The organism is Paenibacillus sp. 2TAB19 (assembly GCF_052115185.1).
Lineage (GTDB): Bacteria > Bacillota > Bacilli > Paenibacillales > Paenibacillaceae > Pristimantibacillus.
Map to the genome: position 1 here is coordinate 1 of NZ_JBFRGE010000026.1, position 21,849 is coordinate 21,849.

The window sequence follows — 21,849 nt, forward strand, 5'->3', positions numbered from 1 at the left end:
GTAATTTATAGGACTAAAGACGCAACTGCTTTGTTTATAGTATACTTGTCCTAGTTTTTTAAGTATAATGGTAATTAAATAAGACAAACCGCGAATTTTGTCGAGAAGGAGCGTAACCTTTCTATGAAGGCAGAATATATAAACCCGTTTCTTGAATCTGCAAAAATCGTGATCGAGCAGGTTATCCAGATTCGTCCTGCTACTGGTCAGCTTGGCCTCAAGGATATTAAGTTTGTTGAGAATCACATTTGGATTCAGATTGGTCTCAACGGACAAATGAACGGTGACATTGTATTCGGACTTAGTGAACAGGTCGCGCTTAAGATCGTCTCCGCCATGATGGGCGGATTCGTAATCTCCGAGATTGATGAGATCGTTCGGAGTGCTATTTCTGAGCTTGGCAACATGATTAGCGGAAATGCCAGTACGATGCTGTTTAACCAAGGTGTGAGAGTGGACATTACACCGCCGAAAGTTATTCAATCGGCCAATTCGGCCGGATTTTCCGCAAAACAAGCGCTGACGATTCCTCTCATTATGGAAGGGATCGGAGAACTGGACATTCAAGTTTTAATCGCATCTTAGCACAGAAATGGCTCCTTCGGGAGCTTTTTTTGCGTCTTGGATACCGATCAAGTAAACTTGGAATAGAAGAATAGATCAGTTAGTTAATGCCGCTAATGCAGTCAGGCCGTTAGCGTTTAAGAATGGGTGATATTGGATGATACGCGGAAAGATCGTATTCATAACGGGAGCGTCGAGCGGCATCGGCGCATTGACCGCGGCTCTGATTGCAGAGCGCGGCGCGATACCGGTGCTGACGGGACGTAATTATGCCAAGTTGGAACAATTATCGAAGACGATCCATGGGACGCATTCGATCCTTCGCATGGATGTGACCGACGAGGCGTCTGTGCAGCAAGCAGCAGATGAAGCCATACGCAAATATGGCAGGATCGACATTTTGCTTAACAATGCGGGCTTCGGGAAGTTCGAATTATTTACCGACGCATCGGTGGAAAGCTTCGCGGAAATGATGGATACAAACTATATGGGCATCGTGAGATGTACGAAAGCGGTGCTTCCGCACATGCTTAAGCAGGGCAGCGGTCATATCGTGAATGTCGCCTCGATGGCGGGCAAGATCGGTTCGTCGAAGTCGACCGGTTATTCGGCTACGAAGCATGCAGTGCTTGGATTCACCAATTCGCTTCGGATGGAGCTTAAGCCGCAGGGCATTAAAGTATCATCGGTCAATCCAGGGCCGATCGATACGGAGTTCTTCGCAGTGGCCGATCCGACGGGCAGCTATGTGAAAAATGTCGGTTGGTTCATGATGAAGCCGGCTTATGTAGCAAAAATGATCGTTCGCGTCATGGAGCGCGGCAAGGAGGAGCTGGACCTTCCTAGGGCAGCATCGGTCGGCATATGGTTCTACGGTCTGTTTCCGCGGCTTGCGGACAGGCTTGTAGGCGGACTTTTCAATCGAAAATAAGGTTAGCACGAGAGAGGAATAACGAAGCGTATGAGCAAGCAAAATTGGATTGAACTAGGCATTAACGAGACGCTGAGTCTTAAGCTGGAGGAGAATGGCATTACGGAGCCGACGGGCATTCAAGCGGAGACTATTCCGCTCCTGCTTGCAGGACGCGACGTCTCGGCAAGATCGCAGACGGGAACGGGCAAGACGCTTGCTTATTTGCTTCCGCTGCTGCAAGGGCTGAACGCAGGCTCGAATGCGATTCAAGCGATCATTCTATCGCCGACGCAGGAGCTCGCCATGCAAATCGTAAGAGTAGCCGAGTCGTACGCGGAGCCGCTAGGCCTTCGTGTGCAGCAATTGATTGGAGGCGCGGCGCTGAAGCGGCAGGTCGAGAAGCTGAAGCTGCATCCGCAGCTTGTTATCGGTACGCCGGGACGTATTCATGAGCTGCTGAAGCTGCGCAAGCTGAAGCTGCATGACGTCAGGTACGTCGTTGTTGACGAAGCAGACCAGGTGTTCCATCTCGGTTCAACCTCGGAGGTCGAGGCGATTCTGCATGCGACAGGCAAGGAGCGTCAGATTACGTTCTTCTCTGCGACGTATCCCGATGTGATGGCTAGATTCGAAGGCCGTTGGATGAAGGATCCAGCCCGCATTCAGATTACGCCGGAGCATAGGGTGTCGGAGACGATTGAGAACTACTACATGCTTAGCGACAAAAGGGACAAGACGGATACGGCACGCCGCCTCGTTCGTTTGTTGAATCCGTCCTCCGCGCTGTTGTTCTTGAACGATACGGACAATATTTCGAATTGGGAAGCGAAGCTTGCTTATGAGGGCTTCACGGTTGAAGCAATCTACGGCGACGCCGATAAGCAGCGACGCGCGGCAACGCTGGCGCGTTTCCGCGAGGGACGCTGCCAAATTCTGCTTGCTACTGATGTCGCGGCGCGCGGTCTCGACATCGAGGGTCTGCCGCTCGTCATTCAGCTCGATCCGGCGATTGACGCCGATCATTACGTTCACCGTGCAGGCAGGACGGGACGTATGGGCCGCCCCGGTACCGTCGTAACGATAGTGACGCCGCAGGAGCTGTTCATAATGGAGAAATTCCGCAAGCAGCTAGGCATCACATTAGAAGAGCGTGTCATGTTCAGAGGCAAGCTGCTCACGAATGAGCAGCTTCGCGAAGCGACGAAGCCGTTCGCCTCGGCTAACCGGAAAGCGGTGTCTGAAGATAAGCCTGTTCGCACAGCAGAAGCAGTCGAGAAGCCGCGCAAGCCGCAATCCCCGAAGCCGCCGGCTATCGGCAGCGGGCAGGTGTCCAGCGCAGTGAAGCCTGCAGCCAAAGCGGCCCCTAAGCCGATTGTGAAGGCGAAAGCGAAGGAAGAACGCAAGCGTGATGGGAAAAACAAAGGCGCTCCGAAATGGTTAAAAGAGAAGCGCGAAGCCGGCAAAAACGACAAATAATTTTTTTATTTGCAAGCCACCCTCCTAAATCGGACACCCTCCCCCGAACGTTATGGGCGAAGGTAAAAAGCGGAAAAATCCGTAATCGATCATAGGGAGAGTGGCTTTCTTGACTAAACAAAGTATGTGGAAGAAGACAGCAATTACCTCACTGGCACTAATGATGCTTACAGGCGGTGCGACAGCAGCTTTTGCCGACAATGGCAGAGGAAACGGCGGAGGTCGTGATGATGACCGAAACAGTCAGAACGAAGACAGCCGGCATAATGATAAGAATGACGATAAGGACGACGATAAATATAAAGTAGTTTGGAAATTCAAAGACGAAGACGACTTGAAATGGGCAACCGAATATATTATGCGTCTGGCGTCCAAAGGTATTTTCACAGGTTACGATGATGGTACATTCAAGCCATCGAACAAAATTACTCGCATCGAGGCGATCAGCGCTGCGGTTCGCTTGATGGGATTAAGAGATCAAGCCGAATCGGCGGAAGAGATGAGCACGGAGCTTCAATTCAAAGACGCGGATAAAATCAAGAAAAAATATCCATGGGCGGTAGGATACGTTTCGGTCGCTCTAGAAAACGATCTGTTCTTTGAAAACGAGACAGAGGTGAAACCGGAGCAGCAAGCGACAAGATTATGGTCGACGATCCTGCTTATTAAAGCGCTTAAACTGGAAGACGAAGCGAAAGCTCTTAACAATACGAAGCTTGATTTCAAGGACGCGAATCAAATTCCAGCCGCTTCTGTCGGTTACGTAGCGTTGGCTCTTGAGAAAAAAATTATTACAGGCTATGAAGACCGTAATGGCAACAAGACATTCCGTCCGAACCAACCGATTACCCGCGCCGAGATTGCGGTGCTCCTTGACCGCACGGACGAGGAAATGCCGGATCAAGACGCTACGGCGATTACAGGCACATTGAAGGCTGCTGCAAGCGGCGGCAAAATTACAGTCGTGAAGGCTGATAAAACCGAAGTTGTACTTACGCTTGATCCTAACGTCTTTATTTTCCGCGATGACAAGAAAGCTGCCGTAAGCGCGCTTCGCGCAGGCGACGAAGTACTCGTTCGCACGTACCAAAGCAAAGTAGTGTTCATCGAAGTAACGGAAGAAGAGCCGGAAGTGGTTAGCTTCTCGGAGACTGGCAAAGTACAATCGCTAACGTTCGATTCGTCGGCCAAGCTGTCCGCGATTACGGTAACGCAAGAGGAAGATTCCGAGACTAACGTTCTGATCTACGCGGTTTCCCCTAACGTTAAGATTGTAGGCAATGCTTCGCTGCTTAAACAAGGACAATCGGTAAAAGTTACGGGCAAGAACGCTATCGTAGAAACGATTGAAATTAAATAGAACCATTTATAGATGAAAGCCGTCCCTCTCCCGCATACGCGGGTAAAGGGGACGGCTTTTTTTGATATTGCGTCCATAATTCGGTATGCTGATATAGAAGATAGTCATGATGCCAATATGTAATAGTGAAGGTGAAGAGAGTGGACACGATATTGCAGGTGAAGCAGCTGATTGGCGGATATAGTCCGCGGAGGCCGGTGCTGCACGGTCTTGATTTTGAAGTAAAAGCAGGTGAAATGGTCGGTCTGATCGGGCTTAACGGAGCAGGCAAGAGCACGACGATCAAGCATATTCTTGGGCTTATGAAGCCGCACCAGGGAGAAGTGAAGGTTGCGGGCACGACGCTGGCGGAGCAGCCGGAAGTATATCGATCGGCCTTCGCATATGTGCCGGAAGCGCCTGAATTGTTTCCTGAGCTGACGGTTGAGGAGCATCTTCATATGACGGGCATGGCCTACGATGTAAAGGAGAAGGACTTTGCTGCGAGGCAAGAAGCGCTGCTCGATCAGTTCCAAATGCTTCCTAAGCGCAAAGCGTTCGCAAGCCATTTATCCAAAGGGATGCGCCAGAAGGTCATGATTATGAACGCTCTATTGGCTCAGCCGCCGCTATACATTATAGACGAGCCTTTCCTGGGTCTTGATCCGCTCGCGATTCGCTCACTGTTGGAACGATTGGTGGAAGTGAAGCGGAACGGAGCGGCTATTCTGATGAGCTCGCATATTTTGTCCACGGTGGAGACGTATTGCGACCGGTTCATCGTTATGCATCAAGGACATATCGCTGCACAAGGGACTATGGAGGATGTAAGGCGCACAGCGGGCATTGATATGCGGAACGGAACGCTTGAAGAAGCGTTCTACAAGCTCGTTACCGGAGGCCATTCATGAGTGCAGAAGGCAGAGGCAGCTCATTAGAGTCGTTATGGAAGAAGCGCTCACAAGCTTTCCGCAAGGAAACGATGCCATATTGGCGCTATATGTCGATGAGTGGATTTCCCGCCTTCCTGTCGCTCTTTGTTATATCCGGCATATTAGGTTATTTTAAGCTTATTAGGGACTTGCCGCCGCACTTTCCGATTACGGCTGTTGGAGTGATTGTGCTTACGCTGGCAATTAGCTGGACACCGCTTCGTACATGGCTTGCGCCTGCAGATACGGTATTCCTTATGCCTCGTGAAGGGGAGATGGGAAGTTACCTGAAGGCGTCATACCGCCGTTCGACGATCATGACGGTGTTATTCAGTGCCGTCATGCTTCTATTGTATGTGCCGATCTATAGGCAAGGGGCTGCGCCGGCTCACTGGCTGGTCATTGTAGGCGGGGCGGCGTTACTGCGCGCGGCTAATCTGTGGGGAGGCTGGAAGGAACGTAAGCTCGCTTGGCCGGGCATGCGGCGTTTGCTTCGCATAGCGCGCTGGATTGCCACGGCAATCGTTCTGTATGTGTGGCTGACATACGTTCCTTGGCAGTCAGCCGTCTTCACGCTGTTCGTCGTTGCGCTTTTCACTTTCGCATACCGGCTGCCTAGCAGTCACCGCTTTCCTTGGGAGCGTATGATCGAGGAAGAGAGGACAACTCATAAGCGTTATTATACGTTTTTTGGCATGTTCATCGACGTTCCGACGCTGCCGTCACCAATCGCTAGGCGTTCATACATCGCTTGGGCGCTTCGGCTAGTTCCGTATTCCAAACGACATACATTTGTTTATTTGTATTTGGCCGCTCTGCTTCGAACCGAAATGGGAGGCATTCTGATCCGACTGCTGCTGCTCGGAGGACTCGTAACGTATTGGATTGCCGAGGATGCTTCGTTGTCCGGATGGGGAGCGCCGCTTGTTTATGCCTTGTTCATGCTTGTGTTGTCCGTTCAACTGGGAGGGCTTAGACAGGTTCATCGTCATTCCGTGTGGAAGCATGTGTACCCGCTGCCGGATAGCCAGCGCATTGGGCAATATACGAAGGTAGATCGTATGGCTCTAACCGTCATCGCTGTATTGCTGGCATTTCCTCTTGCCTTGCCATTGCTCATTCAAGGCTATTACGCGCCTGTAGCTGCTACAGCAGCAGCTATGCTAGCTTATATCGCCATAAGGCCAAGCCGTATTAAGAAGAAGCTGCGCAAAGAGGAAGATGACGATTAAGTGATAAAGCGTAATCGGTGCGTAACATTCGATTTGGTGCTGAATGGATTTTATATAAGCTAACGTGTTAAATGACTGTATATAAGTCGTTTGATTGGATTGCCTGCAGTCAAATGGCCGGAGGAACCCTGCTGAGGGCTAAAATGTCGGTTTTGACTGTATGTTTTCCACTCAAAAGTCGCTTAACAGGCGATTGGGGCCGAGTAGACTGTATGAAATACAGGCAAAACGTCATTTCAGTAGGAGAGGTCGGGTTGTGCTCAGGCTTTGTGCCAGAGTGGCCAGTCCTGAAAGTGCCGTACGTTAGGAGCATCCCGATTATACACAAAGGACCTCAGCATTTCACTGTAAAGTGAAGGCGGAGGTCCTTTTTAATGAAACCATTTTTTGTGTCTTCCCTGTTTCTTACGCTAGCAGCTCTTGAACCGCTTTGAAGATCGTGTCATACAGTTCTTCCAAGTTTTCTTCCTCGATACAAGAGAACGCGACTCGCAGATCGGTCTCGCCAAGCGCGATTGTTCCGATGCCGTATTCGTCCAGCAGGCGGTTGCGAACAGCTTCAGCTGTAACACCGCTCAGCTTGAGGCACATGAAGTAACCGGAGTTGAACGGATAGTAGCTCAGCACATCGCCGTAACGGCCGCTGTCGAGCAGGGTCTTCACGGTATTGGCGCGGCCTTTCATAATATCGTATTTCTCGGCCCGCTGCTGCTCGAACTCCGGCGATTGCAGAGCGCGAAGCACGAAAGTCTGCGACGGATGCGGTCCGCTCGAAATCGTAGCGCGAATAATGCCGACCGTCTTCTGCTCAAGCGCTGCGAGCGCAGCAGCCGATGAAGATGCGTAGGTAATGAACCCTACGCGGAAGCCCCACACATACTCTTCTTTCGTAGCGCCGTCAACCTTGATCGCAAGCACGCGCGGGTGCAGTTCCGCAAGCTTGGAGAAAAGCGACTCGTGCAAGGAATCCTCGAAGAACAGTCCGAAATAAGCATCATCGGTAACAGCCACAACATTGATGCCAGCTTCCGCAGCATCGCGAATCGCAGCTACGATCTCGTCGCCTTCCTGAGGACCTGGCGTGTAGCCTGTTGGGTTGTTCGGGAAGTTAAGCACGACGATTGCTTTGCCTTTGTCCTTCTGAGCGAGCAACGCTTCGCGAAGACCTTGGCTGTTGAATTTCATTTCATTGTTGTATAAAGGATACTCGACGATCTCAGCGCCACGGCGTACGCCGAAGGTGAGCTCATAGTTTTCCCAGTTTTTATTTGGAATGACTACGGCATCTCCAGCATCGGCGAACAGGTCGGCAACAATGCTAAGGCCGTGCGTCAATGCATTCGTTACAACAGGCGTCCCGAAGCCCTTGGCTTCAAGAGACGGATTATCTTTAATCATCTTCGTGCGCCAAGCAGAGCGAAGCTCCGGCTTGCCGCCAGGAGGTGCATATTCGTAAAGATCCTTCGGATTATAAGCGGTCAGCGTCTCTTGAATCACTTTGAGATGCATAGGCACACCGCCCTCTGTTGCAATTCCGATCGTAGCGTTGAACTTCTTCGCCTTCGTCTTTGCTTCAGCGGATTGGCTGAGGATGCCCTCCTTCGGAAAATAAATCGCTTTGCCTAAAGCCGATAACATGGCGTAGACGTTCGGATTTTCCGTTTGCAACGTCTCATTTAACTGCTGTGCAAGTGGGTTCATTAGACTTCATTCCATCCTTCCGAGATGATTCGTATAAGTTATTATTGGCTAGAACTGCCGGTCTGTGACGCGTTACAGGCCTAATCTTCTTGTCGGGTGCTATTATAACATTTTTTCTAAGGTGCAAACCATTCTCATAGCAAATTTTTTGCGAAATCTAGTCACATTGTTGTACGGCTTGCACAAAACTTTATCGCTGTTGTATGATGACGACATATGTTTGGACGAGCAACAACGGTTGCTGCTCTGTAAGCGTTAGCTGCCTATTATGGGCCCGCGCGACAAATGCTGCTTCGAGATGGGAAGGAAAGCGGTTTGTTTCGCTGGCGGGGGAGGATTTTTATATGCTGCACGTATCGCCTGATTCTTTAGTTTTGCAGCCTGCCTTTGCCAAGATCGTCTGCGAGCCTGGATGGCGCTGGGCAAGACGCRAGAAGCCGATACCTAATTACGATCTATTCTATGTATGGAGCGGCGAAGGGGAAGTAGAAATTAACGGTTCGATCTATGAAGTAAGCAAGGGAAGCTGCTTCTTGTTCCGGCCCGGTGATCACACGAGCGCGACTCATAATCCCCAGAAACCTCTTGTATTGACATATATTCATTTTAAAGTGGATGAAGCTGTCGATTCAGTGCCAGAGCGTCATCGTGTGCTTACGGATACAGTGGATTTCGAATATATGTTATCGCGTTACGTTCGTTTATTTTTAGTACAAACGTATGCGGCGGAAGAAGAAGCGAAGCTTGTGCTTAAGCAGCTCATCATTCATTTGCTGCGCGAGGACAATGCGGCGCCGGTGGAGAAGAAAGCGAGCAATCAACTGACGGAAGCTATCCACGAGATCGCCAATTACGTTCGCCAAAATCCGAGCATCGCGCATCGCGTAGAAGATCTGGCGATGCGGGCGCAGCTTTCGCCGCGGTATTTTTCGATGAAATTCAAGGAAATGATCGGGATGTCTGTTCAGACGTATATGATTCGTACCCGGATCGAACGTGCGCAGCATTTGCTTATGCATGCGGGCATGAACGTCACCGAAGTAGCCGATGCGCTTGGCTATCGAGATATATTTTTCTTCAGCCGCCAATTCAAGCAATATACGGGCAGAAGTCCATCGGAAATACGTTGAGCCTTAATTCCATATTGAATCTTACAATAACGAAGACTTCTTACGATGCCGCCTAGGCTGTCATCATAAGAAGTCTTTTTATTGTTTCTACTCTCGGTTATAGTGGTTGCTTCGGCAATATACGCCCAAGACGTTCGCCCATCTTCACTTTCAGTCCGACCTCGATATCCTCGCGCGGAGCGAAGCTGTCATCTTCCATCAGCAGGACGACGGTAGAGCCGAAGGAAAAGTAGGCGAGCTCGTCACCTTTAGTAACCTCGTCTTGAAGCGGCTCAACGTACTTAATGCTGCTGACGTTCATAGCGCCGACCTTGACGACCGCCGTTTCCCAGAACTCGTTCCGTATGTAGGTAATAAGCCTTTCGTTGCGGCTTAACACTCTTCGCATATGGCGCAATCCGAAGTCGTTGACCGGATACACCTTGCCGGCTATGTGCTCCCGCTCTACGACCGTTCCGCTTACCGGTACATGGATGCGATGATAATCGGTAGGGCTTAAATATAAGACCATGTAATAGCCGCCCAGATAGGAAGAGGCGCGCGGAGAACGATTAAGCAATTCTTCTACGGTGTAGTCCTGTCCCTTGACGTTCATGATCGTCCCGTCCTGAATGCGGCCGGCTCCGGTGATCAGCGCATCTACGGGACTGGCCACCTGGTCTTCGCCGCCATCGATCTGTCTCATGCCGTGCTTAAGCCGGCGGGTGAAAAATTCATTTAACGTTCTATATTCAGAGAGGGGCTTTTCGGCCTCCTCCACCTTTATGCCATACATAGCTGCAAACCTTGCAATTAGATGGCGGCTGGCGGCTGACTGGGCGAATCCTCCGGTCATCCGGGAAATCCATTTGCGCGAGCTTAACTCAGTCATGGAACGAAGCAGCCATATCATCATGCTCTTACCGTCACGTCCTTTCCTTTCCTTTCATGCAGGGCTTTGGATCCGTTTCTTAAGCGCTTGCCCCCAAACAGTGTGACATATCCGAATCCAATTTACAATACACAGGTTCATTATTTGCGTAAGCGTTTATTTCTGAAAAATATCGACGATGCTGGTCAGTAAGAGGTGATCATAGATGATGGTAATGAGCGGAGTCGGACTCGCGGCTGGGGCGCTTCTGCTAGGCTGGATCAGCGGAAGAAACGCCGGCTTGCGGCGGCTGTGCGATGGACTGGCGGTTATTGCATTCTTCCTTTTTTTCGTCATCGCCTCAACGGCAGTGGCGACTACGATAACGAGGGACACCGTCTTTATGACGGAGGTTCATCGGGTGCTTATTAATCCTGTTTTTCTAGTAAGCGGAGCTTATATTGGACCGTATACGCTATGGAAGCTTGCAAGCGTCTTAGCGTTGAAAACGCCGAAAACTCCGTAAGCGGGTTGCGATGGTATTGGCCGCTCCAGTATGATAAGGGCAGCAATGGAACTGGACTACTGGAGGCGAACCTATATAATGAACGAGAAACAGCTTACAAAGCCGGAAGCGGTTATATTTGATATGGATGGAACGTTATTCGAAACGGAAACGCTGCTCGTACAAGTGCATAAACGGCTGTTCGAGACGCTTCGCGAAGAGAAGCTGTATATGAAGGAGACGCCGCCCGTAGACAAGCTGCTTAGCTGTCTCGGCATGTTGCTGGAAGATATATGGCGTCAGATCATGCCTGATAGCTCTGAAGCGGCCAGAAGGCGAGCAGATGAACTGATGCTCCAGTACGAGCTGGAAGGGCTCGAAGCGGGCGAGGGCGAGTTATATCCTTATGTGGAGCAGACACTTGTTTGGTTGAAGGAGCGGGATGTCAAGCTGTTCGTCGCAAGCAACGGGCTGGAGGCTTATGTGAAGGGTGTAGCGGAGTATAAGGGAATTGCCCCTTTATTCGAAGGCTTGTACAGCGCAGGCGAATACGGGACAGCCAGCAAGGTGGACCTAGTTGCCAGACTGCTGAGCGATCATGGCGTCCGGTCGGCATGGATGGTGGGAGATCGCTCCTCCGATGTGGAAGCAGGGAAGGGCAACGGCTTGTCAACAATCGGCTGCGCCTATGCGAGCTATGGCAAGCGCAACGAGCTCGAAGGCGCGGATATTCTTATTTCGGATTTTCGTGAATTGCGAGAATGGATTGAACGGTATTAAAGATATCATTAACGGCCGCCTAGGCTGCGCATCGACGCAGACTGGACGGCCGTTTTGTTCAAATATTCACACCTTGACCGGAGCTCCCAACTCTGCTGTTTTCTCGAAGCGCAGCGTAGGCTTGCCCGTGGGGCCGCGATGCATAGAGACAGCCTTCATACCGAGCTTGAAGCAGATCGCCATGCTTGCGGTATTGTCGACAGCGACATTGCAAGTCATAGAACCGAGACGTCCTATCATCGCTTCCACGATTTTGCCGCCAATGCCCAGTCCTCGAGCATCCGGATGCACGACGACGAGACTGCCCCCTTCGCCGCCATCGGCAGCGAAGCCGAAGCCGACGATGCGGCTGCCGTGGACAGCGACGGCAATGACTGCTGTATACACACCGCTAGCATCTGATTCAAGCGTTGAATCATCCAGCTTGCGCAGCGCATGCATCGTCGCGATAGCTAGCCGCTTATCGCCGAAGCGAAGGGCGAAGCCGATCAGTCTCTTCTTCTCGGTACGCCATCTATCCGGCGCAAGCAGCTCCACTTCCATCGTTACATGCCTCCCGCCGTGCTCGTTTTTTTCCTGGCTAGATAGGAGCTGTAATGAAAAATCCGCTCCAGCGATTTCTGTCTAATATGCGGCTCGTCGAATTTCATTGGCTTTGAGTTCGCTTCGAAAAACCAGATGCTGCCTTCGCTGTCGATACCCAGATCCATCGACATCTCGCCAAGCAACTGCTTCGATGCCCGTTCGATCTGCTTGGCGATGAGAATCGCTGTCGCTTTCGCTTTTAATAACAGCTTACGCGCGTTATCCTCGTTAAATGTATACACAAGCAGTTTCTCGGGATCTTCAATCATGCCGCCTCGAGGCACATGTGTCGTGATGCTCGAGCTGCCTGCGATACGGGCGCCGATGCCGGTAATATCCCATTGCCCGCGGCTATTCTTCTGGACGAGCACGCGCAGGTCGTAATGGCGATCGTTGAAGGAAGCGAGCTTAATGCCTTGCTGCGCAATGTAAGCTTCTCCGGCGCTTTCCTTCTGGATACGAGTCCATAGCTTCGTAATCGAGCTGCAGCTGTAGGTGGAGCTCTTCTTGCGCTCTTGTATTTTCAACCGATAAGGAAGCTCTCTGGCCGCTTGGAACTTGATCGTCATAATGCCTTTGCCCGCTTTGCCGCTCTCCGGCTTCAAGTAGATAAAGGAATATTTATCCATCATCTGGCCCAGGCTCGACAGCGACATCAGCTTGCGGGTCGTAGGAATGAATGGTTTGGTGGACTTGGAGTCGCGCAGCCACTCGAACATCTCCCATTTGTTGAAGAAGGAAGGATTGAACAGCCTGACGCGAGGGTGCTTCTGGCAGGCAGCGATCTTCTGCTTAACGGCTGGAAGCATCTCATCCTCGCGCTGAGGAATCCGATTGTAGATAATATCAGGAAACGGCAGCAGCCGCGGCAACCAGCTTTCGGATTCCTCGTTGTATACGTAGCCATTCAGGTTGCTCCGGGTTAACAGCAAGTTTTTCACTGTCACGACRTAGACGATAAACCCCATACCTTGACCTACACGAATAATATCGATGAAGTTATTGCGGTTGCCCCGGAAAAGTTGAGTATCGTCATCGATGGTCAGTATAGCGAGTACTGTTCTGCCGGCGCGAAGCTCTCTGATGTCCGTCTCATCCGGAAGCAAGCTCTCCATTAGCCATTACCTCCTTGGAAGCGGCTAAGATACATACAGTGCTCCAAAATGTACGAAACGGAAGCACGACCCTCCGAACGAAGTGCAGGATGCTTGTAGATGGAACGGCCCGGCTTCGCGTTCGCCTCGAACATCCATACTTCACCGTCCTTGTCGATGCCAAGGTCGAGTCCGAGTTCGCCAAGACGATGAGGGTAATTGCGTTCAATCGCTTCAGACAACTTAATCGCGACACTCTTCGCTTTGTCCAGCACAGTATCCGCCTGCGCACCGAACGTCCGGCTAAGCGCCTGTTCCGGCGTCATCAGCTGTCCGCCGTTCTTCACATGGGTTGTCACGCTCCCGCGGCCGGCCTTCTTCGCTCCGATGCCTGCGGGAACCCATTCATTTTTGCCGTTCTTATGCATATGGAAGCGGAAGTCTAGCGGGCAGCTGTCGATCTCAACGAGTCGAATGCCCTGCTGAACGACGTATTGATTAAAGGTATTGCCGTGACGCGCTTGCAGCATGCGCATGAGACTGTTGAAGTTCGGGAAGCGAAGCAGAACGTTCTGCCTGCCCTTGCGATAACGTACGAAATAACCGCGCTTCGAGTGATAAGTCAGCCGATAGATGCCAACCCCAAGACTTCCTGCTGTCGGCTTGAAATATAAAAATTGATGCTTCTCAAGCATCTCCTTCATCTTCTCCGGTGTCGGATTCGATACCGATTCAGGCAAGTGATTCAGCGCCTCGGGATCGTTGTCGAGCAGCTTATACACGTCGGATTTATTGAAGAAGCTCCAGTTGAAAAAAGGGATTTTCCGCCGTACGAACTTCTCGCGCAGCGAGCTGATGGACGTCGAGAATTCGGCCTTGCGGTTCGGCAGGCGGTTGTAGACGACATCGGGCAGCGGAACGACTTTGCGATACCAGCCGCCTTGGGGGCTAAGGAAGTAGCCGTTGACGGTCTCTAGCTGCCAATTAATGTCGCTTGGCGTGAAGCCGAATAAATAAGCTTTATCCTCGCCCATGCGAATAATTTGTTTAATAAAGTTCGTGCGCCCTCCGAACGGATAGCTTTCGGAGTGCACGTTCGAGTCGCTAAGAATGCCTACGAGCGGCCCGATCTGGACTTCGTTCTCGCCGCTGGCGAGCACGTACACGTTGCCTGACTTCGGCACTTTAATCAATTGCCGTACGCCCGCGGACAGATAGAGATGGTTGCCCGGGCGCTTCAACGCCTTGAGCTCGGTCGTGATGACCTCATTGCCTAATTTGAGATGAATCGATTTTTTACCGGCCAGTTTAAGCTGCTTGAGCAACGGGCTCGACAAATAAATGACTTTATCGGACTGTGGAGAGAAGTGCACATTACACGTTGTCAAACTCATCAATGAACCTCCTGAACGTTGAAAGGCCGTAGTCGTTTCGGATCCTGCGCTTGTCGGCCGTTAGCGGATTCATGGACTGCAGCCGTAGCATATAATCGTCTCGCGATAAATCTAGCGTATAAGAGTGGGCGTTCAATGGAATGTCGCTCGGCGCTATCGTCACCGATGAGGCGGAACGAAGCGCGGCCGGGCTTCGAATTGACTTCAAGCAGCCATAGGCGGCCGCCCGGCTCAATGCCGTAATCGAAGCCAAGCTCAGCGAATCTTCCGTAGCGGCCCTCGAGATGCTCAGCTGCCTGCTCACTTATCATATGGATTTGGTCTAGCAAACGTTCGGATTGCGGCTTGCCATAGTTGATTTCAAGCAAGCTTTGCGGCAGCGTGGCGCCGCCTCCGCCGTGCAGGTTAGAGGTTAACGCGCCTTGAGCCCCTCGGCGGGCAGCTATGCCGGTCAAGCGCCAAAGGCCTTGCTCATTCTTCTGAAGCAAGACCCTGATGTCGAAGGGATATCCTTCTTTATCGTTAAGCGGGAAGTAGGGCTGAAGAATATAGGGAGTACGGGCAGTAACCCGATCCAACCAGTGCCACCAGTTGGTTGTTGCTAGGGTGAACGTCTTGGTGAAAATGCGATTGCTTCGCGTACGGCCATTCATGTGTACCGATTGTTCTTCTGTATTCAGCTTTATATGAATGACGCCGATCCCATGCATGCCTGCTCCCGGTTTAAGGACGAGCCCATCCGGATAGGACGCAAGCAGCGGTTCAATCTGAGAAGGGGAACTGTAGGGCAGCGTGGATGGGAGAAACGGCGCCAGCCTATTGTTTTGCTTAAGCGCGTCATAGACTTCGAGCTTGGATGGAAGGCTGCTGTTAAGAAGTATATGCGGCTTAGCTAGCTTTATTTGGGATAAGATATGACGGCTGTTTCGCCGGCTTACCGCATCAGTGCAAAAGCGGCGGTCGTAGACAACGTCGGGCAGCGGACAAGTCTGCTGCTGCCAACGTCCTTCTTGCCAGCGATAGCCGATCAGCTCGCGAGCACCAGGTTGCCACCCCTCTGCTGTGAATACATATAGCAGTATGCAGAGACGCTCCGCAGCAATGGCAAGCTGACGATAGAAGGATGGTTCAGGCAGCTCAGGCTCGAGGTCAGCATTGGCAGTTGGGATGATGGAAGCGACATAGATTCCGATAATAACATTAGGTAGTTTCATGGCAGCCTCCGTCAGAAGCCCGATAAGAAACGGGAATATTGGATTAGAGCAAGCACGGAAGGGCGTATTTTGTTGTCGTTAAGCGGAGTGTTGTCGTTTTTGGACGGCTTGGAGTTGACCTCCAACAGCCAAACTCGGCCATTCGTATCCATGGCCAGATCGATGCCAAGCTCTCCGAAATGCGCGGGAATTTGCGTATCGACGCCCTTGGCAATATGAAGCGCCGCCTGCCGCAGCCTTACGGAGGCTTCCTGCTTGTTGATTCCGTTCTGCAAATTCGATTTGCCGATCGCTTCGGCCGCCGTGCTGAGCGTTCCGCCTCGGGCCAGATTGGATACGAAATGCTGGTCGCCGGCCGTACGAGCGACGATCGAGGTAATCGCCCACGTGCCCTTGGCATTTTTCTGTACCAGCGCGCGGAAGTCGACGGGCCGCTTCTGAATTTCGATCAGTTGCAGACCTTGTTGAATCTGGTAACGAATCGTCTTCATCTTGGTAGAGATCGTCGAGAAGAGCTTCTCAAGATTAGTAAACAATTGCTTGCGGCTGCCGCTCGCAGTGGCGAACATAGCTAAATAGCCGTTATTCGATTCCCCGCGCGTAATGCGGATAATACCCTTGCCGAGGCTGCCTCGAATCGGCTTAAGGAAAACGCTGCTGTAGCGGGAGCACATGGCGTTCAGCATAGTGTAATTGCGCAGCAGATGCGATTCGGGCAAGTAGCGGGCGACGGTCTCGTCTTTTTTTAACGCATCGAATACTTCAGCTTTATCGAGAAACTTCTCGTTGAATACGACAGTAGTATGATGAAGTTTTACTTCATTCAGGAAATGTTGTACGCTGGGTCTGCTCTCCATTTTCCTCGATGTGATGCGGTTATTGACGACATCGGGCATCGGCATGGATGTTTTCATCCAGACGTTATTGAATACCCAGCCGCTGATGGCATTCATGCTGCTAAGCTGGTTCGGCGTGAAGAAGTAGACGAAAGCCCCATGCTCCGTACAAGCATCCACGAGTTCCCGGCAGAACATCGTAATCGAGCCGAACGGCTTATCCGGCATATTCGGATAATCACGGCTGATCAATACGCCGATCAGCGGACCAAGAACAAGGGATGACGTATCTTCCGTGTAACGCAGTCCCACGGAAGCGTTGTGGGAGAGGCCCATCTTCTTGGCGAGGCTCTGGCTCACGCGCATCCCTTCGAACTTAGGAATCGCGATTACTTTGATATTATGACGGAACGAGCCGAACCTTAGCGTAATATGCTGGCCCTGCGGAATTCGGAGACGCTTCATCTGCGCTTCGCCGAGCATGAGCGTATCCTCCGGCAGCATGCCGGAGCTTATGACCTGTACGGATACTTTCGATTTGAGCATCTTAGAGCTCCTTCCAAGCAGGAGATAACGGGTGGTTGGGAACGAAAATAGGTATTTAACACGAATTAATTTATCATATGAGGACATCTAGCCTTTGTGAATCGAAAAAAACGAACGAGGAGTCGATCCAATGAATGTATATGACAAAGCTTATGATCTAGCGAAAGCACTTAAGGATAGCAGCGAGGCGGAGCAGTTGAAGACAGTTAAACGGGCAATGGAGGCCGATCCTGAGGCTTCGCGGATCATGGAAGGCTTCCGGGAGCGCCAGATGGAGCTTCAGCAGAAAATGATGAGCGGCGAGGAACCGACCGAAGCGGAGATGGCGTCGATTACGAAGCTGTATGAAGAGATCGCGGGAAATCCGTTAATTGCCAGCGTCCTAGAGGCAGAGCGGCAGCTTGCGGTCGTATTCGAGGATATTAATCGATTACTGAATGACGTTCTGAAGGCAATCGCGGGATAGAGTCATATCCGGCCAAGCTTGTTCATACCCTAATAATGCGGACGAGGGTTACAGGTCGGACGCATATGAGGATGAAGGAGTTGAAGGCTATGTTTTCGGGGAGAGCCCGTCATGTGCTCTATTTGCTGCTTGCGCTAGCGATGCTCGTCTACGCGCTGCCGCGTCTTGAGCTCGGCGACCCGCTTAGCGTATCAAGCGTCTTCGGATACATCTGGGTAGCGCTCGCGCTGCTGGTCGTAACGGCGAACGTGAACGAATTGCTGCTGATGGACGAGGAGAAGCGCAAGGAGCTGGCGAGAATCAAGAGAGCGAAGTACGTGCTTATGGAGCGGAAGATGATGCAACGGAAATCAGTCGCGAAACAGTCGCGTTAACGGATAAGACATCTTGCGCAGAGCAGTGTCTCGCATGTGGACAAGAAGAAGACCTAGCAGCTCGCTAATAAGCGCTCTAGGTCTTCTTTTTGTTGCAGATATCGTTGTCGGCTTTGAATTTGGCTATCGTTACTATTTGGTATCTTTGAATTGAACGAGCTGCTTTACGAATTTGTATACCGCTTCCTGCTCTCGCGCAGTCAGACCGTTCAATTGAAGGGCGATCTTGTCCGCATAATCGCTGCCGCCATCTGCTGCTTGCGGCAAGGAGTCGTCGATATTAACGATATGCTCAAGCGGCGTCTGGAGCGCGGCTGCAATCTTGGCAAGCACATCGATGGTCGGATTTTTCTCGCCGCGTTCGACTTGTCCCATGTAAGAGGCGTTTATTTCGGCGCGAAGCGCAAGCTGCTCTTGGCTCAGCCCTTTTCTTCTGCGATGCGATCGTATATTTTCTCCGATAAGCTTCGAAATTCCACTCATTTAAGTCACCCCAGCCTAACGATAGTTCTTTCATGCAAGCACAACAACTGTCTATAGAATGTACTTAAAAAAGTGACTATAGTCATTGACGGAGGGAGGGACTCTTTACTATAATTGTGTAAAAAAGTATCACTCTATTATTATCATTGTCTGTTAAGGAGTAATTTACCAATTGAGTTAATAGTGGTAAGATAATGAAATAGGGCCGTTTGGTGGAGGGAGGCTAACAATGGTTGATGAATTCGAGTTTTTCAGAAAAGTACGGGCCTATTATTGCATGGTTCCCTTCGTTGTCAGCTTTAAGTATAAAATGTCGCACAAGGTCGAGAAGGCCGCAACAGCGTTAGGGTCGTTCAGTTGCCGTGTCAATCCACATACACAAATTGTCGAATACATTATGCAATTGAATTCTGATATGATTGCAAGGCCGCATAGCGAGCAAAGCTCATTCCTGTTCTCGAGCGTATGCGAGGAAATTCCGCCGCAGGCTGTTCGAGTCGATAATCACCTTATACATTCGGCTAGATACCCGATTCCTATTGAATATGATTGGCAGAAATTCGTTATGAACGGTGCCGAGGAGGCAATCAGCGTCCAATCGATGAATCAGCTGTTCAAGAAATGGAAGCTGCTCGGTGTGCACGGACAGCAGGTGAACGCGGATATTAAGGTCGAGCGGGTCGAGATCGAGTGGTATCATTAAGCCGACTCCGCTTTACATGACTTTTCACGGTCCTATCTCTTATAATGGAGGAAGACGATGAAAGGTTGGACGGAGGAATAGCAATGACTTCAAGCGGATCTAGCCATGACAACAGCACGAAACACGAGCAAGTGCTGCAATATATTCAGAATTTGAAGATCGGAACGAAATTGTCGGTGCGACCGATTGCGAAGGCGCTTGGCGTAAGCGAGGGCACAGCATACAAGGCGTTTAAGGAAGCAGAGGCTGCCGGTCTCGTCAGTACGAAGGAAAGAATAGGAACGGTGCGCATTGACCGCAAGCGGCGCGAAGCGCTCGATCAGTTGACTTTCGGTGAAGTGGCGGAGATTGTTGAGGGACGTCTGTACGGTGGGGCAGCGGGCCTTGAGAAGACGCTCCATAAATTCGTAATCGGCGCTATGGAGCTTGACGCGATGCTTCGTTATATCGATGAAGGTAGCCTGCTTATTGTCGGCAACCGCGTCGGTGCTCACAGGTGCGCGCTGGAAGAAGGGGCAGGCGTACTCATTACGGGCGGTTTCGAGCCCAGCGAGGAAGTTATTGCGCTAGCGGATGATCGCGCTTTGCCGATCATTTCATCGCGGCATGATACTTTCACTGTCGCTTCGATGATTAACCGCGCGATGTACGATCGATTAATCAAGCGCAAGATTATGCTGATCGAAGATATCGTTACGTTCAGCCGTCCGGCGGATGTACTGCGGGTAGGCGCTACCGTGTTCGATTATCATAAGCTGTCACGCGAGTGCGGCTATTCAAGATTTCCGGTTGTAGACGAGCGGGGCAAGGTAGTCGGCATGATGACGGCCAAGGATGCCGTCGGAGCTCCTGAAGAGGGTGAAGTGGAGCGTCTCATGACGAAACATCCGATCACGGCAGCGCCGAACATTACGGTACCGTCTGCCGCGCATACGATGGCTGCCGAAGGCATAGATCTGCTGCCGATCGTTGACCGGCATCGCAAGCTGCTGGGCGTTGTAACGAGACAAGAGGTGCTTGACGCTATGCGTTTCGCTGGCAAACAGCCGCAGTCGGGCGAGACGTTCGAAGATTTAATGTGGACGGGCTTCATGGCCTCGGCCGTTCAAGGGCAGCATGAGCTTGGCATCATGTATAAGGGTGCGATTACGCCTCAGATGTCGGGAGCGCTTGGCATGGTATCGGAAGGGGTGCTGGCGACGCTAATGACGCAAGCGGCCAGGAAGATGATTAGGGAGACGATCAAGCGGGACTATTCCATGGAGAGTATGACGACCTATTACGTAAGGCCTGTTCAGATCGATCGTGAAATTACGATCATTCCAAGAGCGCTCGAGATGAGCCGCAAGTTTACGAAGCTGGAGATTGAAGTGAACGACAATCAAGGACTGGCCGCCAAGGCGATGATGACGGCCCAGATGATTGATCCGTATTGACGGTCCATCCATGAGGATAGATGAACGCAGTACGGTGCGAGAGAAGGGCATTAGCCCTTCATCGTGCGATATACGCTTAGATTGCGCAAGCCTGCGAATAGATTGAATACGCCAAGCACCAGAAATAACGAGCCGATTACGATGCGCACGGTCGATTCATTCGACAGGAACAATTGAACCAGCGCAATAAACATTAGCATGACGCCCATGCTGATATTCATCTTGGCTGCGTTCATGCCGCGCAGCTTGGCGTCCGTTCCGCGCCGCGATTTGAGGCTGAATACGACGGATAAGACGAGAGTAATGAGAATGCAAGGCAATAACAGCCATTGCAGCAGTTGATCCATTTTGCAAGCCACTCCTTCAAACAAGTTCTTAAGCTACCTTCGATTGTACCACGAATGGCCAATCTATGCCTATGACGGTGATTTCGCCGAGTAGCGCAATTTTACCCATAAATGCAGGACGTTGTCGAYGACGAGCATCGTCTTGACCTCAACCGAATAATTCTTCCCATACACATCGTTATAGTCAATTCGTCCGAGCAATCTGCGCGCGAATTGGGCGTCGGAGTCGATTTCATAAATGCTTTTGCCGATATAGGGGGTCAGATCCTCCTTAATGCGCTTAATGAGCTCGGCCTCGGCCACTTTGTCCAAGTTTGGCTTTGCTGAATTTTGCCCTGCCTCGGTCTCGATTCTCGGAATAATGCTCTTGATGACGGTATGCTGATTTTTGAACTCTTTCAAATGCTTAATATCCTGCTCGTATTGCTCCAACTGCACCTCAAGCTCACTCTTCAGGCTTACAATCCTCTCGAATTGCGCGATATAGAACGAATTATATACGATCGCCCCGATTAGCATGCCTAGCATAAGCACCCCGGCCAATTGAAGTCCCCTTACGAAACGGTCGAATGGAGGCAATCGCATCGGCTAAGCGGTCCCCCTGCATATTAAACGAACGAGCTCCGTAGCTAGATGAGCCCCCAGAAATGCAATGATGATGAAGCAAATTTGTTGGGCGGCAGGCGATAGCTGACCTTGTGCGATGTTGCTCTCGATGACGCGAACCGGATCGATTGAGCCGCCGATTGCGGCGACGATTGCCCATATTTTCAGCCTTGCTGCCGTATCCAGCATCGTTACCGCGGGAGGCAGCAACATGAACACGGAACCGATTCCCGCCAGCATCGAGCCTCCGATGACAACGCCGAATGCTATGAAGAAGTCTAGTCCAGCTTTGGACAAAAAGTAACTCATAAGCACGCACACCCTCCTGAAATGTTCTGTTGCA

Annotated in this window: 24 protein-coding genes; 13 read left to right on the forward strand and 11 right to left on the reverse strand. The window is 51.2% G+C overall.

The annotated features are described in order from the left end of the window. The first annotated feature begins 123 nt into the window (after positions 1 to 123). The 6 genes from AB4Z33_RS13845 (at position 124) to AB4Z33_RS13870 (ending at position 6,456) form a co-directional block, all read left to right on the forward strand. The gene (locus AB4Z33_RS13845; RefSeq protein ID WP_442050466.1) at positions 124 to 585 is read left to right on the forward strand and encodes a chemotaxis protein CheX; all 462 of its coding nucleotides are present in this window, start codon (positions 124 to 126) and stop codon (positions 583 to 585) included. A gap of 136 nt (positions 586 to 721) precedes the next feature. Beyond that, positions 722 to 1,495 carry an SDR family NAD(P)-dependent oxidoreductase gene (locus AB4Z33_RS13850; RefSeq protein ID WP_442050467.1) on the forward strand — a complete coding sequence of 258 codons (774 nt, stop codon included), beginning with the start codon at positions 722 to 724 and terminating at the stop codon, positions 1,493 to 1,495. Positions 1,496 to 1,525: 30 nt separating this feature from the next. Continuing rightward, positions 1,526 to 2,953, forward strand: a complete 1,428-nt coding sequence (locus AB4Z33_RS13855) for a DEAD/DEAH box helicase (protein WP_442050468.1) — start codon at positions 1,526 to 1,528, stop codon at positions 2,951 to 2,953. Between the two features lie 100 nt (positions 2,954 to 3,053). After that, entirely contained in the window at positions 3,054 to 4,313 is a 1,260-nt protein-coding gene (locus AB4Z33_RS13860; RefSeq protein WP_442050469.1) for an S-layer homology domain-containing protein, read from the forward strand. 140 nt (positions 4,314 to 4,453) lie between these two features. Beyond that, entirely contained in the window at positions 4,454 to 5,203 is a 750-nt protein-coding gene (locus AB4Z33_RS13865) for an ABC transporter ATP-binding protein (RefSeq protein WP_442050524.1), read from the forward strand. After that, a complete protein-coding gene (locus AB4Z33_RS13870; RefSeq protein ID WP_442050470.1) occupies positions 5,200 to 6,456 on the forward strand; it encodes an ABC transporter permease in 1,257 nt (418 codons plus the stop codon). Before AB4Z33_RS13865 ends, AB4Z33_RS13870 begins: the two co-directional genes overlap by 4 nt. A 405-nt stretch (positions 6,457 to 6,861) precedes the next feature. Here the strand turns inward: AB4Z33_RS13870 and AB4Z33_RS13875 are convergent, their stop codons facing one another. Further along, entirely contained in the window at positions 6,862 to 8,157 is a 1,296-nt protein-coding gene (locus tag AB4Z33_RS13875) for an aminotransferase class I/II-fold pyridoxal phosphate-dependent enzyme (protein WP_337099629.1), read from the reverse strand. A 344-nt stretch (positions 8,158 to 8,501) separates the two neighbouring features. On the opposite strand from AB4Z33_RS13875, the gene AB4Z33_RS13880 reads away from it, so the two are divergent. Further along, a complete protein-coding gene (locus AB4Z33_RS13880; RefSeq protein WP_442050471.1) occupies positions 8,502 to 9,287 on the forward strand; it encodes a helix-turn-helix domain-containing protein in 786 nt (261 codons plus the stop codon). 97 nt (positions 9,288 to 9,384) lie between these two features. Here the strand turns inward: AB4Z33_RS13880 and asd are convergent, their stop codons facing one another. Beyond that, positions 9,385 to 10,182: an archaetidylserine decarboxylase gene (gene asd / locus AB4Z33_RS13885; RefSeq protein WP_442050472.1), complete on the reverse strand. Its 798-nt coding sequence runs from the start codon at positions 10,180 to 10,182 to the stop codon at positions 9,385 to 9,387. Positions 10,183 to 10,363: 181 nt separating this feature from the next. On the opposite strand from asd, the gene AB4Z33_RS13890 reads away from it, so the two are divergent. Both AB4Z33_RS13890 and AB4Z33_RS13895 read left to right on the forward strand, forming a co-directional pair. Continuing rightward, positions 10,364 to 10,663 (forward strand): hypothetical protein, encoded by a 300-nt coding sequence (locus tag AB4Z33_RS13890; protein WP_442050473.1) that lies wholly within the window; start codon positions 10,364 to 10,366, stop codon positions 10,661 to 10,663. A gap of 78 nt (positions 10,664 to 10,741) precedes the next feature. Further along, complete coding sequence (locus tag AB4Z33_RS13895; RefSeq protein WP_442050474.1) at positions 10,742 to 11,422, forward strand: HAD family hydrolase; 681 nt, start codon at positions 10,742 to 10,744, stop codon at positions 11,420 to 11,422. Positions 11,423 to 11,488: 66 nt separating this feature from the next. On the opposite strand, the gene AB4Z33_RS13900 is transcribed toward AB4Z33_RS13895, so the two are convergent. Genes AB4Z33_RS13900 through AB4Z33_RS13920 form a run of 5 tightly spaced genes read right to left on the reverse strand, consistent with a single transcriptional unit; the run spans position 11,489 to position 17,091 of the window. Next, a complete protein-coding gene (locus AB4Z33_RS13900; protein WP_442050475.1) occupies positions 11,489 to 11,965 on the reverse strand; it encodes a GNAT family N-acetyltransferase in 477 nt (158 codons plus the stop codon). Between the two features lie 2 nt (positions 11,966 to 11,967). Then, positions 11,968 to 13,122: a YheC/YheD family endospore coat-associated protein gene (locus AB4Z33_RS13905; RefSeq protein ID WP_442050476.1), complete on the reverse strand. Its 1,155-nt coding sequence runs from the start codon at positions 13,120 to 13,122 to the stop codon at positions 11,968 to 11,970. After that, a complete protein-coding gene (locus AB4Z33_RS13910) occupies positions 13,122 to 14,495 on the reverse strand; it encodes a YheC/YheD family endospore coat-associated protein (RefSeq protein ID WP_442050477.1) in 1,374 nt (457 codons plus the stop codon). The genes AB4Z33_RS13905 and AB4Z33_RS13910 overlap by 1 nt, the downstream gene beginning before the upstream one ends. After that, on the reverse strand, positions 14,495 to 15,709 hold the full coding sequence (locus AB4Z33_RS13915; RefSeq protein WP_442050478.1) for a YheC/YheD family endospore coat-associated protein: 1,215 nt from the start codon (positions 15,707 to 15,709) through the stop codon (positions 14,495 to 14,497). Before AB4Z33_RS13915 ends, AB4Z33_RS13910 begins: the two co-directional genes overlap by 1 nt. Before the next feature lie 11 nt (positions 15,710 to 15,720). After that, a complete protein-coding gene (locus AB4Z33_RS13920) occupies positions 15,721 to 17,091 on the reverse strand; it encodes a YheC/YheD family endospore coat-associated protein (protein WP_442050479.1) in 1,371 nt (456 codons plus the stop codon). 130 nt (positions 17,092 to 17,221) lie between these two features. Here AB4Z33_RS13920 and AB4Z33_RS13925 point away from each other — a divergent pair, with 130 nt between their 5' ends. Together AB4Z33_RS13925 and AB4Z33_RS13930 are read left to right on the forward strand one after the other, a co-directional pair. Continuing rightward, positions 17,222 to 17,557 (forward strand): YlbF family regulator, encoded by a 336-nt coding sequence (locus tag AB4Z33_RS13925; RefSeq protein WP_442050480.1) that lies wholly within the window; start codon positions 17,222 to 17,224, stop codon positions 17,555 to 17,557. A gap of 89 nt (positions 17,558 to 17,646) precedes the next feature. Then, entirely contained in the window at positions 17,647 to 17,931 is a 285-nt protein-coding gene (locus tag AB4Z33_RS13930) for a hypothetical protein (protein WP_442050481.1), read from the forward strand. A 132-nt stretch (positions 17,932 to 18,063) separates the two neighbouring features. Here the strand turns inward: AB4Z33_RS13930 and AB4Z33_RS13935 are convergent, their stop codons facing one another. Next, positions 18,064 to 18,414 (reverse strand): helix-turn-helix domain-containing protein, encoded by a 351-nt coding sequence (locus tag AB4Z33_RS13935; RefSeq protein ID WP_442050482.1) that lies wholly within the window; start codon positions 18,412 to 18,414, stop codon positions 18,064 to 18,066. A gap of 229 nt (positions 18,415 to 18,643) precedes the next feature. Between AB4Z33_RS13935 and AB4Z33_RS13940 the strand changes: the two genes are divergently transcribed. Together AB4Z33_RS13940 and AB4Z33_RS13945 are read left to right on the forward strand one after the other, a co-directional pair. Continuing rightward, on the forward strand, positions 18,644 to 19,117 hold the full coding sequence (locus tag AB4Z33_RS13940) for a hypothetical protein (protein ID WP_442050483.1): 474 nt from the start codon (positions 18,644 to 18,646) through the stop codon (positions 19,115 to 19,117). 83 nt (positions 19,118 to 19,200) lie between these two features. Further along, complete coding sequence (locus AB4Z33_RS13945; protein WP_442050484.1) at positions 19,201 to 20,553, forward strand: DRTGG domain-containing protein; 1,353 nt, start codon at positions 19,201 to 19,203, stop codon at positions 20,551 to 20,553. A gap of 50 nt (positions 20,554 to 20,603) precedes the next feature. Here the strand turns inward: AB4Z33_RS13945 and AB4Z33_RS13950 are convergent, their stop codons facing one another. The 3 genes from AB4Z33_RS13950 to AB4Z33_RS13960 form a co-directional block, all read right to left on the reverse strand. Beyond that, entirely contained in the window at positions 20,604 to 20,900 is a 297-nt protein-coding gene (locus AB4Z33_RS13950; protein WP_442050485.1) for a YtpI family protein, read from the reverse strand. 69 nt (positions 20,901 to 20,969) lie between these two features. Beyond that, positions 20,970 to 21,485: a hypothetical protein gene (locus tag AB4Z33_RS13955; protein ID WP_442050486.1), complete on the reverse strand. Its 516-nt coding sequence runs from the start codon at positions 21,483 to 21,485 to the stop codon at positions 20,970 to 20,972. A 3-nt stretch (positions 21,486 to 21,488) separates the two neighbouring features. Beyond that, positions 21,489 to 21,815, reverse strand: a complete 327-nt coding sequence (locus tag AB4Z33_RS13960; RefSeq protein WP_337099612.1) for a YtrH family sporulation protein — start codon at positions 21,813 to 21,815, stop codon at positions 21,489 to 21,491. Between the last annotated feature and the right edge of the window lie 34 nt (positions 21,816 to 21,849).

Excerpts from the sequence above, each read along its gene's own strand:
- AB4Z33_RS13845 (WP_442050466.1), top strand. The coding sequence starts at position 124 with ATGAAGGCAGAATATATAAACCCGTTTCTTGAATCTGCAAAAATCGTG.
- AB4Z33_RS13850 (WP_442050467.1), top strand. The coding sequence starts at position 722 with ATGATACGCGGAAAGATCGTATTCATAACGGGAGCGTCGAGCGGCATC.
- AB4Z33_RS13855 (WP_442050468.1), top strand. The coding sequence starts at position 1,526 with ATGAGCAAGCAAAATTGGATTGAACTAGGCATTAACGAGACGCTGAGT.
- AB4Z33_RS13870 (WP_442050470.1), top strand. The coding sequence starts at position 5,200 with ATGAGTGCAGAAGGCAGAGGCAGCTCATTAGAGTCGTTATGGAAGAAG.
- AB4Z33_RS13875 (WP_337099629.1), bottom strand. The coding sequence starts at position 8,157 with ATGAACCCACTTGCACAGCAGTTAAATGAGACGTTGCAAACGGAAAAT.
- asd (WP_442050472.1), bottom strand. The coding sequence starts at position 10,182 with ATGATGATATGGCTGCTTCGTTCCATGACTGAGTTAAGCTCGCGCAAA.
- AB4Z33_RS13890 (WP_442050473.1), top strand. The coding sequence starts at position 10,364 with ATGATGGTAATGAGCGGAGTCGGACTCGCGGCTGGGGCGCTTCTGCTA.
- AB4Z33_RS13895 (WP_442050474.1), top strand. The coding sequence starts at position 10,742 with ATGAACGAGAAACAGCTTACAAAGCCGGAAGCGGTTATATTTGATATG.
- AB4Z33_RS13900 (WP_442050475.1), bottom strand. The coding sequence starts at position 11,965 with ATGGAAGTGGAGCTGCTTGCGCCGGATAGATGGCGTACCGAGAAGAAG.
- AB4Z33_RS13910 (WP_442050477.1), bottom strand. The coding sequence starts at position 14,495 with ATGAGTTTGACAACGTGTAATGTGCACTTCTCTCCACAGTCCGATAAA.
- AB4Z33_RS13915 (WP_442050478.1), bottom strand. The coding sequence starts at position 15,709 with ATGAAACTACCTAATGTTATTATCGGAATCTATGTCGCTTCCATCATC.
- AB4Z33_RS13920 (WP_442050479.1), bottom strand. The coding sequence starts at position 17,091 with ATGCTCAAATCGAAAGTATCCGTACAGGTCATAAGCTCCGGCATGCTG.
- AB4Z33_RS13925 (WP_442050480.1), top strand. The coding sequence starts at position 17,222 with ATGAATGTATATGACAAAGCTTATGATCTAGCGAAAGCACTTAAGGAT.
- AB4Z33_RS13930 (WP_442050481.1), top strand. The coding sequence starts at position 17,647 with ATGTTTTCGGGGAGAGCCCGTCATGTGCTCTATTTGCTGCTTGCGCTA.
- AB4Z33_RS13935 (WP_442050482.1), bottom strand. The coding sequence starts at position 18,414 with ATGAGTGGAATTTCGAAGCTTATCGGAGAAAATATACGATCGCATCGC.
- AB4Z33_RS13940 (WP_442050483.1), top strand. The coding sequence starts at position 18,644 with ATGGTTGATGAATTCGAGTTTTTCAGAAAAGTACGGGCCTATTATTGC.
- AB4Z33_RS13945 (WP_442050484.1), top strand. The coding sequence starts at position 19,201 with ATGACTTCAAGCGGATCTAGCCATGACAACAGCACGAAACACGAGCAA.
- AB4Z33_RS13950 (WP_442050485.1), bottom strand. The coding sequence starts at position 20,900 with ATGGATCAACTGCTGCAATGGCTGTTATTGCCTTGCATTCTCATTACT.
- AB4Z33_RS13960 (WP_337099612.1), bottom strand. The coding sequence starts at position 21,815 with ATGAGTTACTTTTTGTCCAAAGCTGGACTAGACTTCTTCATAGCATTC.